At 70.7% G+C, this 14,601-nt stretch carries 11 protein-coding genes and 1 pseudogene; 7 read left to right on the forward strand and 5 right to left on the reverse strand.

The window, feature by feature from the left end:
- The first annotated feature begins 128 nt into the window (after positions 1-128).
- Positions 129-806 (forward strand): HAD family hydrolase, encoded by a 678-nt coding sequence (locus ACVW19_RS29770; protein ID WP_457463258.1) that lies wholly within the window; start codon positions 129-131, stop codon positions 804-806.
- Positions 807-1,185: 379 nt separating this feature from the next.
- On the opposite strand, the gene ACVW19_RS29775 is transcribed toward ACVW19_RS29770, so the two are convergent.
- On the reverse strand, positions 1,186-3,975 hold the full coding sequence (locus tag ACVW19_RS29775) for a glycosyl hydrolase (protein ID WP_457463260.1): 2,790 nt from the start codon (positions 3,973-3,975) through the stop codon (positions 1,186-1,188).
- Positions 3,976-4,762: 787 nt separating this feature from the next.
- On the opposite strand from ACVW19_RS29775, the gene ACVW19_RS29780 reads away from it, so the two are divergent.
- Positions 4,763-5,554: an SAM-dependent methyltransferase gene (locus tag ACVW19_RS29780; protein ID WP_457463262.1), complete on the forward strand. Its 792-nt coding sequence runs from the start codon at positions 4,763-4,765 to the stop codon at positions 5,552-5,554.
- A 126-nt stretch (positions 5,555-5,680) separates the two neighbouring features.
- On the opposite strand, the gene ACVW19_RS29785 is transcribed toward ACVW19_RS29780, so the two are convergent.
- Positions 5,681-6,493, reverse strand: coding sequence for a M23 family metallopeptidase (locus tag ACVW19_RS29785; protein WP_457463263.1), 813 nt, complete (start codon positions 6,491-6,493; stop codon positions 5,681-5,683).
- A 443-nt stretch (positions 6,494-6,936) separates the two neighbouring features.
- Between ACVW19_RS29785 and ACVW19_RS29790 the strand changes: the two genes are divergently transcribed.
- Positions 6,937-7,854, forward strand: a complete 918-nt coding sequence (locus ACVW19_RS29790; RefSeq protein WP_457463265.1) for a DUF6891 domain-containing protein — start codon at positions 6,937-6,939, stop codon at positions 7,852-7,854.
- Positions 7,855-8,044: 190 nt separating this feature from the next.
- Complete coding sequence (locus tag ACVW19_RS29795) at positions 8,045-9,007, forward strand: DUF4232 domain-containing protein (RefSeq protein ID WP_457463267.1); 963 nt, start codon at positions 8,045-8,047, stop codon at positions 9,005-9,007.
- On the opposite strand, the pseudogene ACVW19_RS29800 reads toward ACVW19_RS29795, so the two are convergent.
- The 3 genes and pseudogenes from ACVW19_RS29800 to ACVW19_RS29810 all read right to left on the reverse strand — a co-directional run.
- Positions 9,007-9,129 (reverse strand): annotated as a pseudogene (locus tag ACVW19_RS29800) (AAA family ATPase); the annotation flags it as partial. The gene ACVW19_RS29795 and the pseudogene ACVW19_RS29800 sit on opposite strands and share 1 nt — an antisense overlap.
- A 30-nt stretch (positions 9,130-9,159) precedes the next feature.
- Positions 9,160-11,436 (reverse strand): choline BCCT transporter BetT, encoded by a 2,277-nt coding sequence (betT, locus tag ACVW19_RS29805; RefSeq protein ID WP_457463268.1) that lies wholly within the window; start codon positions 11,434-11,436, stop codon positions 9,160-9,162.
- A gap of 977 nt (positions 11,437-12,413) precedes the next feature.
- Positions 12,414-12,926, reverse strand: coding sequence for an ArsI/CadI family heavy metal resistance metalloenzyme (locus ACVW19_RS29810; RefSeq protein WP_457463269.1), 513 nt, complete (start codon positions 12,924-12,926; stop codon positions 12,414-12,416).
- Between the two features lie 89 nt (positions 12,927-13,015).
- On the opposite strand from ACVW19_RS29810, the gene ACVW19_RS29815 reads away from it, so the two are divergent.
- From ACVW19_RS29815 to ACVW19_RS29825, 3 genes are read left to right on the forward strand one after another with little or no spacing between them, the layout of a single operon-like run.
- Complete coding sequence (locus tag ACVW19_RS29815; RefSeq protein WP_457463271.1) at positions 13,016-13,396, forward strand: ArsR/SmtB family transcription factor; 381 nt, start codon at positions 13,016-13,018, stop codon at positions 13,394-13,396.
- Positions 13,393-14,169 carry an aquaporin gene (locus tag ACVW19_RS29820; RefSeq protein ID WP_457463274.1) on the forward strand — a complete coding sequence of 259 codons (777 nt, stop codon included), beginning with the start codon at positions 13,393-13,395 and terminating at the stop codon, positions 14,167-14,169. The genes ACVW19_RS29815 and ACVW19_RS29820 overlap by 4 nt, the downstream gene beginning before the upstream one ends.
- Positions 14,166-14,585, forward strand: coding sequence for an arsenate reductase ArsC (locus ACVW19_RS29825; protein WP_457463276.1), 420 nt, complete (start codon positions 14,166-14,168; stop codon positions 14,583-14,585). Before ACVW19_RS29820 ends, ACVW19_RS29825 begins: the two co-directional genes overlap by 4 nt.
- Positions 14,586-14,601: the final 16 nt, after the last annotated feature.

Here is a 14,601-nt window from a genome sequence, read left to right on the forward strand (position 1 = left end):
GCCGGCGTCGTGGCTGACGGGCCGGCCGCCCCGGAGCCTTTCCTCCTTCCGGCTGTCGGCGGTGCCGGTGGCCCGTGGTCATGCCGCGGCCGCCGTCCCGACTCCTCCCGAGCCCCGGAGAGAGATCGATGAGCGAGAAGCGTTGGGTCACCTTCGACTGTTTCGGCACCCTCGTGGACTGGCGCCACGGCATCGCCACCGGCATCGAACTGGTCGCGCCCGGTAAGGGCTGGGAGCTGCTGGACGTCTACAACCGCCACGAGCCGCAGGTGCAGCGCGAGCACCCCTCCATGCGCTACGGCGACGTCCTGGCGGAGGCCCTGAAGCGCACGGCCGCCGAGGCGAAGATCGATCTGCTGGAGGACGACGCCCGCGTCCTGACGGCCGGCATCCCGTTCTGGCCGGTCTTCCCCGAGGCGCGGCAGGCCCTGCGCGAACTGCGGGAGTCCGGCTGGAACCTCGCCCTGCTCACCAACTGCGACCGCGTCATCATCGGCGAGACCCAGCGCCGCCTGCAGGTCCAGTTCGACGCGATCGTCACCGCCGAGGACTCCGGCGCCTACAAGCCGGCCCACCACCACTTCGAGCATTTCGAGAAGTCCCTCGGCGTCACCCGTGACCGCTGGGTGCATGTGGCGCAGAGCTACTTCCACGACATGGTTCCGGCCGGCGAACTCGGCATCACCCGCGTGTGGATCAACCGTCTCCACGCGAGCGACGACCCCTCGGTCGCGCACGCCGTCCGCCCCGACCTGAGCGACCTGGCCGCCACCGTCGACGAGGTCCACCAGAAGCTCAACGGCTGACCTGCGGCTGCCTCCGCCCGTCTGATCCGCCGGTAGCCGCCCCCGGCGACCGGCGGATCAGACGGCGGTGCGGTCTGCTCGAGGCGGTCCTCCAGGTTCTCCCTGTGGCCGGCATCCTCGGAAGCCCGGGGCAGGGGGAAAGGTGCGGGAGAGGACGGAGAGGGGACGGAGAGGGGGCTCATGTAGGCGGGCCGGAGGCGTCGCCGTCGAGGTCCAGGCGGATCACCACCGGTGTCTCGGCGACATCCGGCGGTGCACGGCGCGGTACGGGGAGAGTCGCGAGTGGGGCGACCCCGCCTCGGTGTCCGTGAGCACCCCGGCCATGCCGGTGCGGCGGGCATCGGCCGGATGCCGATGCCCGCCGCCGGTTTTCTCCGGTTCAGCTGTAGGGGATCACCAGCACGGACTTGTCCGTGCCCGTCTGGAGCTTCGAGGTGCCGTTGCCGATGGCGCTCCACACCTCGAGGCGTACGGTGCCGCCGGCCAGGTTGCCCGGTGCACCCGTGGACGCCTTGAGACCGCGTGCCTGCGTGTACTCCTCCCATCCGGTGACCGGGTCGGTCGCGAAGTAGTGGTACGTCTCGGTCCGGTCGAAGGTGCCGTCACCGGTGAAGTCGTAGCTGATCCGCGCCTGTTGGCCGAGCCCGACCGTGGTGCCCGCGTCCACCTGGAGCCGGAAGGCGGTCTGGGTGCCCGGGGTGCGCGTGCCGTTGACGCCGCGGACCTCGTAGACGAGGGGCTGGTACGGGGTGCCGTCGCGGTTGGCGCCGCCGGCGGAGGCGATGGTGTCGCTGCCCGCCGTGCCGCCGGTCGCCGTGGTCAGGGCGCCACCGCTGCGCAGCTGGAAGGTGTTGCCGGTCGGCGGTTCCGGTTCCGGGTCGGGGTCGGGGTCCGTGGACCCGGTTCCGGTGCCGGTCGCGGTGGAACGGGCCGGTACGGAGAGGGTCTTGCCGTCGGAGAAGGTCACGGTGCGCGCCGTGGCTCCGTGGTTGTGGGCCGCGTAGGTCCGGGTCGTTCCCTTGGTGAAGACGGCGGAGGTGGGGATGTCACCGGTCACGGTGGCGTCCGGGGCGCCGAGGGCGTCGAGGGTGTTGATCCAGTGGTAGGTGTGCGCCTTCGACTCGCCCTCCTCCGGGGTGTAGCCGGCGTGGCCCGCGTCCCACTTCGCCTTGGCCGCGGCCGGGTCGGCGAAGGACTGGAACTCCCAGAGGAGGTCGCGCCATTCGACGGCCGGGCCGCCGTTCTCCCGCTCCATCTCGGCGATGTTGCGCCGGATCGCGGCCTTCTCACCGCCGAGGTGCAGCGAACCTCCGGTCACGGGCAGGACGTTGATGCCGTGGATCTCCTCGGGGTTGGCGGTCCACCAGGTGGCGTAGGCGGCGCCGCTGCCCCACACCATGCCGGCCGTGTCGTGGCCGAACGAGGACGGGAAGACCTGCTCGTCGGCGTCGAACCAGTACTGGGCGATCGACTCCGACTCGGTGGTCAGCAGGAAGGTGCCGAGGTCACGCAGCGAGGTGTCGCCGGTGGCGGAGCCCCACAGGACGAGGGCCGCGCTGAGGTTGGTGGACTCGGAGGAGGACTCCTGGTTGTTGCCGGCGGCGAAGCCCTGGTGTCCGGAGGCCCAGCTGTGGCCCGCGTAGACGTCGAAGCCGCGCAGGAAGGGGAAGGCGGTGTCGGTGCGGCTGGGGTTGGCGGTGTCCCGTACGAGGGTCTTGACCATGCCGCCCCAGGCGGATTCGGCGGCCCAGCCCTGGTCGTACTGGGCGACGATCGCCGCCGCGTAGACGTAGTAGCTGTAGTGGAAGTGGTGGTCGTTGAGCTCGGTGTCGCTGCCGTAGGAGGCGGGGTAGCCGGTGAGCGTCTTCCAGTCCTTGTCGTAGCTGAACTCGTTCGCGCCTCCCGTCGTGAACCAGTCCTGGAGCTTGCCCTTCATCAGGCCGAGCAGCCTGTCGCGGATGCCGGTCTCGCCGATCTGGTCGGCCACCGGGACGAGCTGGGCGAGGCGGCCGAGGGCCTTGCCGGTCCAGTAGGTGTCGGTGGCGCCGGAGAAGGGGTCGGAGGCGTTCACGACCTCGTTCAGGTATCCGCGCAGTCGGGCGGCGTCCACACCGTTCGACTTGGGCAGCGCGGGCAGCACCGCCGCTGCCTTCTGGCTCGTGGTGAAGGAGGCCGACTCGCGGACCTTCATGGTGCCGCGCGGTGAGACGTAGGTGTAGGAGGTGAGGGGGTCCGTGGTGTTCAGCCACTGGTGGCGGTAGAGGGCCTGGAGCGTGCCGCGCTCGGTGCCTTCCTTCGCCTCGGTGGTGAGCGTGTAGGTGGCCCTGACGGTGCCCCCGGCGTAGTTCCAGGTGACCTTGGAGTCGGTGACGAAGCTGTAGGCGTACTTCTTGAAGGTCGCCAGCGCGCCGGTGGACGGCAGCACGGCGACGGAGAAGTAGTCCTTGGAACCGAGACCCGCGGTGACGGTGGAACCGGCGACGTTCCAGTCGCTGCCGGTCGGCGCGAAGAGGGCGTAGTGATGCCCGGCGACGGTGATGCCGAGGACGTTGCCCTGGTCGGCGAAGACGGTGGGCGTGCCGGCGGTGGTGATCTGGGCGTTGCCGCCGGAGCCCTTGGCGTACACGAACGGGGAGCCGTGGCCGATGGTGGTGCGCAGGGTGCGGGCGCCGTCGGACCACTGGGGGGTGACCGTCCAGTCGGACCAGTCGTCGGCCTTGGTGTCGGGGGAGTTGAGGCCGGTCAGTCCGATGGTGAGGTCGCGCTTGTGGGCGTACTCGTACTGGCGGCCGTCACCGACGATCGCGGGGGCCGTCGGGTAGCCGACGTCGAGCCCGCCGGCCGTGGCCTGGTAGGTGAGGGGGTGTCCGTACATGGGGGTCGAGTACGGGTTGTCGCCGTAGCGCTGGAAGGCGAGGGAGGACCACCAGTCGTTGGTGGGCACGGGCCGGTTTTGGGCGGCGGCGGTCAGCTTGGGCGTGACCGGGGTTCCCGTGTTGGTGGTGGGGCCCGACGTACCGGGGGGCCGGGTGTCGGAGTAACTGCCGGAGCCCACGGGGACGGTGGCGGCGGCCGCCGGTGCGGCGGCCGGGCCCAGGCCGACGACGGCGAGAGCTGAGGCCAGAAGCAGCACTACTGCCGGTCTGGTGCGGGCGCGGGGGGATGGCATGGGGCACCTCACGTCGTGACAGGGGGGAGTCTGAGAGCGCTCTCAGGTGGCCGGAACGTAAAGCCCCTGTAATGCACGTGTCAATACGTTGAACACAACGGGTAGGCGGAGCCGGGCCTAAACCCCGTTATGTCTTCGCATCTTGACGGTGTGAGCCCTCCTGGGGCTCCCTTCCGACGGATGGGGGGAGAGTGCCCTCACGAGCACGGCCCACCCTGAGGCCAGGGCGGTGTCCCTGGGGGTGGCGCGAGGGATCCGGAGGTGTCATCGCGGGCCGGGGCCGGTCGTGCTGCCCGGCGGGTGGTCGACTGCTTCGTGCGGGCGGGTTTTCGCGACCGCCCGGTGGGGCGGCGGCCTCGACGCGTGCGATGCCGGGACACTCACCCGCGCCCCGGGGAGGACACACCGTCCCAAGGCGTGAGCACTTCGGCCACCACTGTCCTGATGTCACTCGTTTGAGCGCTCACGTGACACATGTCCGCCGACTGCTCACGCTTTTCCGCAAGGGGCCCGCCTCCGGCCCCGCAGTGTCGGCGAGACCTCCGGTCGGGAGGCGCAGGGCGTGTGCCTTGCCCGTCCCGCGTCGAAGGCCGTCACCTTCGTCGCCGACGGGTCTGACTCCTGAGGGGAGCGACTCCCGGTCGGACGAGCCGAACTGATCGAGTTCCTCACGTCGGCGGGCAGGGCGGAACTCGACTTCCGGCCGCCGGAGATCCGATTCACCAGGTGCTCGATGGACCACACGCCTATGTTCTGGAGTGTCGTCCGCCCAACTCAGGCAGCTTGCATGTCACTTGAGCGCCCGGTCATCAACAGCAGCGTGCCGCACTCCGCCCGGATCTGGAACTACTGGCTCGGCGGCAAGGACCACTACGGGGTCGACGAGGAGGTCGGGGACCAGATCGCGAGCGCCAACCCCGAGATCCTCGACATCGCCGTGGCGCAGCGGGCGTTTCTCGTCCGGGCGGTGGAGTACCTCGTCGGCGAGGCCGGCATCCGCCAGTTCCTGGACGTGGGTACCGGCCTGCCCACCGCGGACAACACCCACGAAGTCGCCCAGCGGCTCGCCCCCGAGACCCGGATCGTCTATGTCGATCACGACCCGGTCGTCCTGGCCCACGCCGCGGCGCTGCTCACCAGCACGCGCGAAGGCGCGACGGCCTCCATCGACGCCGATCTGCGCGACCCGGAGAACATCCTGGAACAGGCAGCCAGGACACTGGACTTCACACAGCCGGTCGCACTGATGCTGCTGGGCGTCACCGCCCACGTCACCGACGACACCGTCTACGACCTCGTCGGCCGCCTGATGGACGCCCTGCCCTCCGGCAGTCACCTCGTGCTCTGCGACGACACCGAGGTTCTCGACCCGCAGCAGATGCGCGAGATGATCGAGCAGTGGAACGCGGCGAGCGACAACCCCCGCATCAACCGCAGCCCGGAGGAACTCGCCCGGTTCTTCGACGGCTTGGAGTTGCTGGATCCCGGTGTCGTCTCCGTCTCCCAGTGGCGTCCCGGCCGGTCCGGCGAGCCGGCCGTCGAGGTCGACGACTTCGGCGGCGTGGCGCGCAAGCCGTAGCGCCGGCTCACTGCGGCGTCCACGCTCGGACGGTGACGCCCGCGCGACGAGGGCTGACGCACCTCGCGGCGGGCCCGGACGCTCGCGAGGGGAGCGGCCGGGCCCGACGTGTTCGGTGATGACGCGTCAGCAGTTCGGGATCACGGTGCCGTTGTTGTCGCGCGCTTCGTCGTTGCCCCAGCGCGACAGGTAGTACGCGGAGACGTACGCTCCACGCCCGTTCTTGCCGGCGTAGGTGGTGTCGAGGTCCGTCTTCAGCCACCAGTGGTTGTAGGTGCCGTTCGCGCCGCGGATCTCCTGGCCCCACACCTTGCAGTACACGTAGTTGGTGCCCGCGTTCAGCACGCCCTGCGCGTCGTTGGTGTTCGGCTGCGCGTAGCCCGTGGCGTTGGTGAAGGTGTCGACCCAGTACTTGCTGGTGCCGCACCCGTTGTCGCTGGTCAGGTGGTGGCTGCCGTACGAGCCGGGGTAGGCGAGCGAGGTTCCGTTGATCTTGATCTTCTGGCCGACGCCGTTGTAGAGCTGCTCGTAGTGGATGTGCGCGCCGAAGCTGTTTCCGGTGTTGCCGGTGGTGCCGATCTGCTGTCCCTGGCCGACATACGCGCCGCTGGCGACGGAGAAGGCGCTCAGGTGGAAGTAGTACGTCTGCCAGCCGCCGCCGTGGTCGATCTTGATGTAGTTGCCGGCGCCGTTCGCCTGGTAGTGCCGGGTGGCGGTCCCGGGGGCCGAGGCGAGCACGGGCGAGCCGTTGGTGGTGCCGCCGTCACTGCGGACGAAGTCCAGCGCTTCCCGGACCTCGGCCGAGTGGTGACTGTACGTCCATTTCTGGCCACAGGCGAAGGGCGCCTTGAAGAGGGGCGCCGCCTGCGCGGGCGTCGCCGCGAGCAGGCCGCCCACGAGGGCCACGAGGCCCAGCAGGGCAATGCGTATCGATCGCAATGCTGTCTCCGAACTACGAAGTGCGTGGAGGATTGATCTCCTCATGCGCGGACGGGCCCAGAATGCCGAAGCTTGACGTGTGCGCAACAGTCCCCTTAGGGGAGTCCCTAGAGCACGCCGACGAGGCCGTCCACATCGTCAGCGCTTTCCAGATGGCGGGCTTCCCTCCACGCGGTCGGCTCGCTGTGGCACATCGACGACGTGATCGGGGCCGACGTCGCGCGCACGGCCGAGGCCCCGCACCGGGCCGTACGCACCCTGCGCGACGCGTATCCGCAGCCCCCGAGCCTGCGGGCCTGCCAGGTGCACGCGGGTCCCTAGGTGCTGTCGTCGAACCCCGGCCGATGACCACCCGGGATCAGGGCCGGCCGAGCTGTCGTGGCAGCAGTTGCGTCGCGGGTCCCGGGAGGTCTGCTGTCAGAGGGCTGTGCCAGAGTCTGCGCATGCTCGAGATCGTGGTGAAGACGGAGAATCGGAAGCGGTACGTCCGTGTGTCCGCCGAGGAGCTGGAGGGGTTGGTCCGGCGAATCGGTGGTGACGGTGACCGCTTCCTGGTGGTCCAGCGCATACCCGATCTGCCTGACGTCTTCGCCCAGGTCTGGCACGAGGCCGGTGGTGACTACACCCTGGAGTACCGCGACGGTGCCGCCGACCGGCACTTCCAGGCGATGGCCGACGGGCCCGAAGCCGTGATTGCGGCGATGACCGGCTGGGCCCGTCAGGAGAGCGGATGGGAGGGCGGTCTGACTTGGTCGCTGCTGGACATGGGCCCCGTTCCCGAGGTGCCGCCGCTCGACCTCGACGAAGACGAGCGCGCGGAGTTGGAGAAGCGCGTCCGCGAGGTGCTGGTCGGCGGCTACGCCTCCCGCGCCGAACTGGCCGAGCTTGCCGAGGAGTACCTGGTCACCAAGGAGCGCCGGCCCGTCTCGCGCGAGCAGGCACGGGCGCTGGCCGACCGGTTGTGGCTGGAGCGGGTCGCGGAGCAGTCCGCATGGCAGGGCGAGACCGAACCTGAGCGGCTCACCCGCGCGTTCACCGCCCTGCAGGAGGCCGGTATCACCGCTCGCGAGAACTTCACCTGTTGCCGTAGCTGCGGCCGGTCCGAGATCGGCGGCGAAAGCGGGCCCGACGCCCGCGGCTTCGTCTACTTCCACACCCAGTGCACGGAGTCTGCCGCGGCCGGCCGCGGACTGATGCTCCTGTACGGCGGCTTCGACGGCTCGTCCGAGACCACTGCGGCCGTCGGCCACGAGGTCGTGGCTGCCCTCGAGACAGTCGGCCTCCACGCCGAGTGGGACCATGACCCCGGCCGGGCCGTCACCGTCACTCCCCTGGACTGGCGCCGCCGCCTGATCGGCTAGGACCTGTCCGGCCGATCTCGCGGCTGCTGCTCCGGTCGCTCGTCGGGCCGAGCACGGACCGGGAAACCGACGAACGGCGAGTGGCCACTTCTGGGCTGCATCCCCCGCCGCCCCCGCTTGTGACACCCCTGTGACCGGAACTGTGACCCCCGTCGCACGCGCAGGGGCCACACCCTGATGGGATGACCGGATGCGCAGACCCGCTGACCTCCGTCCGGCTCTCGCCGCGACCACCCCCTTACTGTCGGCCCTCGTCGCGAGCGCTCTGCTGCTCACGGCCTGTGGGACGGAGCGCGCGGGTGCCGGGAGCACCGGCGCCGAAGCGACCGCGTCGCAGGAGGGCACACGGATCGACGATCCGGGCAGGGACGGCGTACGGATCACCTCGCTGACCCTCCCGTCGGCCTCCCCCTCACCCACCCGCAGCCACTCCGTCTCCGCCGACAGGCTCACCACGGGCTCGGACTCGGGGGTCTCCGCCGCCTACGAGGTCACCAACGAGGGCGCCGAGACCCTGACCTACTCGGTCGTCTTCACCTTCATGAGCGGTGACGGCGGGGCCGTGACCAACCAGACCGAGACCGTGCGCGACGTCGGCCCCGGGCAGACCGTGCGGGGCACGGTCCGGGCCGGGGAGCTGCCCCCCACCGCGCCGCGGGTGACGCAGGCCGAGGTGCTCGAAGTGACCAAGGTTCCCGCGGGCGAGGCGCCGGCCGAACCGGGCACGTGCCCCGCCTCCGGGATCCGGATCAGCGCCGACGAGGGCAACGCGGCCATGGGGCTGCGCGCCGTGGGCCTGCACCTCGACAACTGCGGCACGCGCGCCTACACCGTCGAGGGCTACCCGCTGCTGGAACTCCTGGACGAGGGCCTCGAGCCCGTCGACGGCGTCGAGATCCTCGACGGCAGCGGCGACATCACCACCGGTGCCGGGCCCGACGAACCGCCCCGGCCCGTCACGCTCCAGCCCGGCGAGTCGGCGACCGCCGGCCTGGTCTGGCGCAACACCACCGAGTTCGGTACGCCGGTGAACGTGCCCCACGTGCGGGTCCGGGCGAAGGCGGGCGCCGACCCGGTGACGGTGACCCCGCACCTCGACCTCGGAACCACCGGAAAGCTCGGGGTCAGACCCTGGGAAAAGGCGGCACGCTAGACGATGCCCCTCACCTCGTCGACCGTGAGGGCCGGAACGATCCACGCGCCGTCCTCGTCGCGGTCGCACACGATGAACTCCTCGGGACGCAGCCGGTTCACAAGCGGGGGTGAGCGGGTGGCGCGGGCGCCGGCCGTCCGGTGGAGCGGCGCCTACGCCTTCGGCCCGATGCCCGCCGTGTCCCTACCGGCGCCGTCCTGCGGTTCCGCGGGCTCCACCACCGGGATGGCGCCCGTGGTGGTCACGATCGACGGCGTGAGCACCGAGGCGTAGTCGTGCTGGGTGGAGTAGGTGAGGAAGCCCAGGTGCGCCTCGTAGCGGTCCAGGACGTCGTCGATCACCTGCTGGTGGGACAGGCCCATGAGGTCGTAGCCCTCGGAGCCGGTCTGGGTGAACACCTCCACCCGGTAGTAGACGTCCGTCTGGCGGGACATGCGTCCGCCGAACATCGGCACCGGGGCCTCGACGGCCTGCACCTGGTAGTGGAAGTCACGGTGCTCGGGGATCGTGACCACCAGCGCGTGGCCGGAGATGTCGGTGTGCTCGTTCGGGACCAGGTCCAGCGTGGCCTGGTAGCCCTGGTTCCCGAATTCGCGGACCACGTCGGCCAGCGCCGGCTGCACGGTGCGCTCCATGAACTGGGCCACCTGCTTCTTCGAGGGGTAGGAGCGCATCCGCTCCAGCCGCTGGCGCCAGGTGCGCTCGGGCACGTGACCGCCGTGCGCCGCCGTCGACTGCCGGCGCAGGACCCGGCCCTCGCGCTCGGCCCGCTCCATGCGCAGGGCCTTGGAGAAGGAGGCCATCACCAGCCAGGCGATGACCGTCACCGGCAGGGCGAAGATGAGCGTCGCGTACTCCATGGTGGTGACCCCGCCGGCCACCAGCATCGCGATGGTCAGCACCGCGGTGAGCACCGCCCAGAAGATGCGCAGCCACTTCGCCCCGTCCTGCGACGGCTTGGGGATCGAGGAGGAGAAGTTGGACATCACCATGGCGCCGGAGTTGGCGCTGGTGAGGTAGAACAGCAATCCGGACAGCGTGCCGAGGCCGATCAGGAAGGCGGCGCCGGGGAACATCTCCAGCAGCGCGAACCAGCCCTTCTCCGGGCTTTCCATGGCCTGTTCGGCGAACTCCGTGTCTCCGTTCAGGACCTGGTGCATGGCGCTGTTGCCGAAGATGCTCACGATCAGGAAGTCGCAGATCACCGGGGCGGTGACGGCGGCGATGACGAACTCGCGCAGGGTGCGGCCGCGGGAGATGCGGGCGAGGAACAGGCCCACGAACGGGCCCCAGGCCAGCCAGAACGCCCAGAAGAACAGGGTCCAGCCGGCCATCCACTCGGATCCCCCCTCCTGGTAGGCGAAGGTCTGCAGGGTCCGGTCCGGCAGCGAGAAGACGAACCGGCCGATGTTCTCCACCAGCGCGTTGAGCAGGAACGCCGACTCTCCGGTCACCAGGATGTACAGCAGCATGGCCGCCGCGCTCCAGATGTTCAGCTCGGAGATCAGCCGGATCCCCTTGTCCATGCCCGAGGTGCAGGCGGCGATGGTCATGATCACGGCCACGACCACCAGCGCGATCTGCAGGGCCAGGCCCTCCGGGAGGCCGAACAGCCAGGCGAAGCCGACGTTCAGCAGCACGACGCCGATGCCCATGGAGGTGGCGACGCCGAAGACGGTGCCGACCAGGGTGACGATGTCGATGGTGTCGCCGATCCCGCCGCGGACGCGCTTGCCGAGCAGGGGGTACAGGGCGGCCCGGATGGACAGCGGCATGCCCCAGCGGTAGGCGAAGTAGCCCATGGCCATGCCGAGCAGCGAGTACATGGCCCAGCCGGCCACACCGTAGTGGAACATGGTCCAGACCACGGCGTCCTGGGCGGCCGCGCCCGTCTGGCCCTCGCCCGTCGGCGGAGCCATGTACTGGGTGATCGGCCCCGTGACGGAGTAGAAGAGCATGTCGATGCCCACGCCGGCGGCGAACAGCATGGCCACCCAGGTGAAGAGCTTGTACTGCGGCCGGGAGTGGTCGGGGCCGAGCCGGACGGAGCCCTCCTTGGACAGCGCGACCCAGAGGACGAACACGATCACCACGGTGACGGTCAGGACGTAGAACCAGCCGAGGTTCTCCGCGATCCAGGCCACCATGTCCCGCATGGTGCCGGCGGCGTGCCCGGGCGCGAACATGGCCCAGAGGGAGAAGGCGACGATGACGGCCGAGGCGATGACGAAGACGCGCCAGTTGACCTTGGGGCCGGGCTCCTCGATGAGTTCCGCGGGGGCTTTGCTGAGCTCCTGGCGGGAGACGGGAGGACGGTTCTCGGTCTCCAGGCCGTGGCGCCGCCGTTCGGTGCCGCCGAGGTGGCGGCGTTCGATCGGGGCCTTCGGCGGCTCGCCTCCGGGGCGGGGCGTGTTTACGGCTTCGGGCATGCAGTCCTCCTCCTGTCGGCGACGGGTTCAGGCGGGCGCCGGCGTGGGCAGACGTCCGCGGCCTCGATCCGAAGGGATGGGGGAGGCCGTGCACAGTGGGCACCCTGTCGTGGGGCCCGTCTAGCGATGTTAGTACTCCTAACAAAATGATCTCCGTGGCCCGCTCCGGGTCGGCAGGGATCGCAGATGTTGGTTGTGACCTGGGCTTTCGCGATGCTCAGGTAGTGGTTGGCGGCTTCGTGTCCGGCGGGCGGGATGTGCCTCATCTCACCGTGGAGCCGGGCCTGGCCGTACCGGTCGGTCGCTGCCGCGCGGGGAAGCACGGAGTCGGAGCTGCTGTCCCGCGGGCCGGCAAACGCCGTCGCAGTGCTGGGCGCGGCCAGGATCTCGCCGCCGTCGCGCAGAGGTGGCTGGTGGCGCTGGAGGAGGGCCGGGCAGGCGTCGGCACCCGCCCGTGCGCTGTCTCGGACGGCATCGGCCATCAGGTGCTCACCGGCGCCGGGGACATCGGCCGGCGGACGGCGTGGTCGCCGGACGGGTCACGGGACGCCGCCGCGTTCAAGGACCGGGCCGTACGGGTGTGGGAGGCCGACACCGGCCGTCAGCGGCCTTGGGGAGCATCGGTGCAGCCGTCGGCACTGAGATTGATCATGATCGTCCAGTGCGGTGACGGGGTGTCCCGTTGGGGGTCGCTGGAAGATCGCCGGGCGGCGGTGAGGGGCGGCTGCCGTCCACCGCGTGCCGGTGGAATTCTTGACTGATGGACAGGCCGAGACGTACGGGGAGTTCGCTGGGGAGCCCACATGTCCGGAGCTGGGGCGGTTCTTCTTCCTGGACGACGTCGACCGCGACCGGATCGCGCTGTGACGCACGAAGCCTCCACCCCGACGGGCGGCGGTCTGCGCCCGCCGCACGACCCGGACGCCGCCGGGCCCGATGGAGACGAGGACGGCGCGGAAGGCTGACCGGGCGCCGGGTCAGCTGCCGCAGGAGCAGCCGGCGGCGGCCTTGGCCTCGGCCGGGGTCTGCGCCGGGTCGGCAGCCTGTTCGCCGGGGGTGGTGCAGCAGGCGGTGGTGCCGCAGCAGGCCTCGGGGGTGGACACGGCGCTCTTGCCGAGGGTGTCGGCGTCGGCCTTGACGACGTAGACCTCCCACGGCTCCCGGCCGGGGCCGGTGACCCACACCTTGTCCTGCAGGGCGTAGCAGCAGGAGGTGTCGTTCTCCTCGAAGGTCGCCAGGCCCGCCTCCTTCAGCCGGGTGGTGGCCGCGGTGACCTCCTCGGTGGAGGCGACCTCGACGCCGAGGTGGTCCAGGCGGGTGTCCTCGCCGGCCTCGCCCTCGATGAGGACCAGCTTGAGCGGGGGCTCGGCGAGGGCGAAGTTGGCGTAGCCCTCGCGGCGCTTGGCGGGCTCGGCACCGAACAACTTGGAGTAGAAGGCGATCGAGGCTTCGAGGTCGGCGACGCGCAGGGCGAGCTGAACGCGGGACATGGCGGTCTCCCATCCGGAAACTACTTGTTTCGACGTTTGTCGATGCAGTCGAGGTTGCCACTCGATTAGATGGCTGTCAACATAGAGGCATGTCGAAACAAGCTGGTCTGCCGGTGCTCGGACAGGACGACGCGGCGTGCTGTGCGCCGATGGTCCGCGAGCCGCTGGGCGAACAGGACGCGGCCGAGCTGTCGCGGATGTTCAAGGCGCTGTCGGATCCCATCCGGCTGCGGCTGCTGTCGTTGATCGCCTCGCACGCGGGCGGCGAGGCGTGCGTGTGTGACCTCATCGGCCCGTTCGACGTCTCCCAGCCGACCATCTCCCACCACCTGAAGGTGCTGCGGGAGGCCGGGCTGGTCGGCTCCGAGCGGCGCGGGACCTGGGTGTACTACTGGGTGCTGCCCGAGGCCCTGGCGAAGCTGTCCGCCCTGCTCGAGATCCCTGCCGTGCCCGTGCAGGCCCCCGCGTGAGCGGCCCGGCGCCGCTGGCGAGGCGGGCGGTCGTCGAGGGGCTGGGCACGGCCGGGCTGGTCGCGGTGGTGGTCGGCTCCGGCATCCAGGCCACCGAACTGACCCGCGACGGCGGGGTGCAACTGCTGGCCAACTCCCTGGCCACCGTCTTCGGCCTCGGCGTGCTGATCGCCCTGCTCGGCCCCGTCTCCGGGGCGCACTTCAACCCGGCGGTCACCCTCGCCGCCTGGTTCACCGGCCGCCGCACCGGCGACGCCACCGGTCTGCGCGACCTCGCGGTGTACGTGCCCGCCCAGATCGCCGGGGCGATCGGCGGCGCGGTGCTGGCCGACGCCGTGTTCGGAAAGCCGCTGGCGCACTTCTCCACCCACGACCGGTTCGCCGGCCACCTGTGGCTGGGCGAGGTCGTGGCCACCGCCGGGCTGATCTGGCTCGTCTTCGGCCTGGCCCGCGCGGGCCGCGCGCACCTGACGCCGCCGCTGGTCGCCTCCTACATCGGGGCGGCGTACTGGTTCACCTCCTCCACCAGCTTCGCCAACCCGGCGGTGACCATCGGCCGCGCGTTCACCGACACCTTCGCCGGCATCGCCCCCACCTCCGTGGCACCCTTCCTCGCCGCCCAGCTGGTCGGCGCCGTCGTCGGCCTGGGCCTGGTCGCCGCCTGCTTCGGCCGCCCGGCCTCCGGGAGCGAGGACACGGTCGTCGTCCCCCATGACGGGCAGCAGCCCGCAGCCCCCACCCGTTCCGCCGAAGAAAGCGCCCTGACCCGATGAGCACCCCCGCCGTTCCCTCCGTGCTGTTCGTCTGCGTGCACAACGCCGGTCGCTCCCAGATGGCCGCCGCCTTCCTCACCCACCTCGGCGGTGACCGGGTCCAGGTCCGCTCGGCCGGATCCGCCCCCGCCGACGCCGTCAACCCGGCCGTGGTGGAGGCCATGAACGAGGTCGGCATCGACATCTCGGCCGAAACCCCCAAGGTCCTCACCGTGGCGGCGGTGCGGTCCTCGGACGTGGTGATCACCATGGGCTGCGGCGACGCCTGCCCGTACTTCCCCGGCAAGCGGTACCTGGACTGGCAGCTCGACGACCCGGCCGGCCAGGGCGTCGAGGCGGTCCGGCCGATCCGCGACGAGATCGAGCGGCGCGTCCGCGGCCTGCTCGCCGAACTCGGCATCGGTGCGGAGGCGTGAGGGCCACCGCGACCGG

The sequence above is a fragment of the Streptomyces sp. TE5632 genome, from assembly GCF_054061295.1.

What these genes read in the sequence shown, in the direction of transcription:
- ACVW19_RS29770 (WP_457463258.1), top strand. Translation starts at nt 129, where the DNA reads ATGAGCGAGAAGCGTTGGGTCACCTTCGACTGTTTCGGCACCCTCGTG.
- ACVW19_RS29775 (WP_457463260.1), bottom strand. Translation starts at nt 3,975, where the DNA reads ATGCCATCCCCCCGCGCCCGCACCAGACCGGCAGTAGTGCTGCTTCTG.
- ACVW19_RS29780 (WP_457463262.1), top strand. Translation starts at nt 4,763, where the DNA reads ATGTCACTTGAGCGCCCGGTCATCAACAGCAGCGTGCCGCACTCCGCC.
- ACVW19_RS29790 (WP_457463265.1), top strand. Translation starts at nt 6,937, where the DNA reads ATGCTCGAGATCGTGGTGAAGACGGAGAATCGGAAGCGGTACGTCCGT.
- ACVW19_RS29795 (WP_457463267.1), top strand. Translation starts at nt 8,045, where the DNA reads ATGCGCAGACCCGCTGACCTCCGTCCGGCTCTCGCCGCGACCACCCCC.
- betT (WP_457463268.1), bottom strand. Translation starts at nt 11,436, where the DNA reads ATGCCCGAAGCCGTAAACACGCCCCGCCCCGGAGGCGAGCCGCCGAAG.
- ACVW19_RS29810 (WP_457463269.1), bottom strand. Translation starts at nt 12,926, where the DNA reads ATGTCCCGCGTTCAGCTCGCCCTGCGCGTCGCCGACCTCGAAGCCTCG.
- ACVW19_RS29815 (WP_457463271.1), top strand. Translation starts at nt 13,016, where the DNA reads ATGTCGAAACAAGCTGGTCTGCCGGTGCTCGGACAGGACGACGCGGCG.
- ACVW19_RS29825 (WP_457463276.1), top strand. Translation starts at nt 14,166, where the DNA reads ATGAGCACCCCCGCCGTTCCCTCCGTGCTGTTCGTCTGCGTGCACAAC.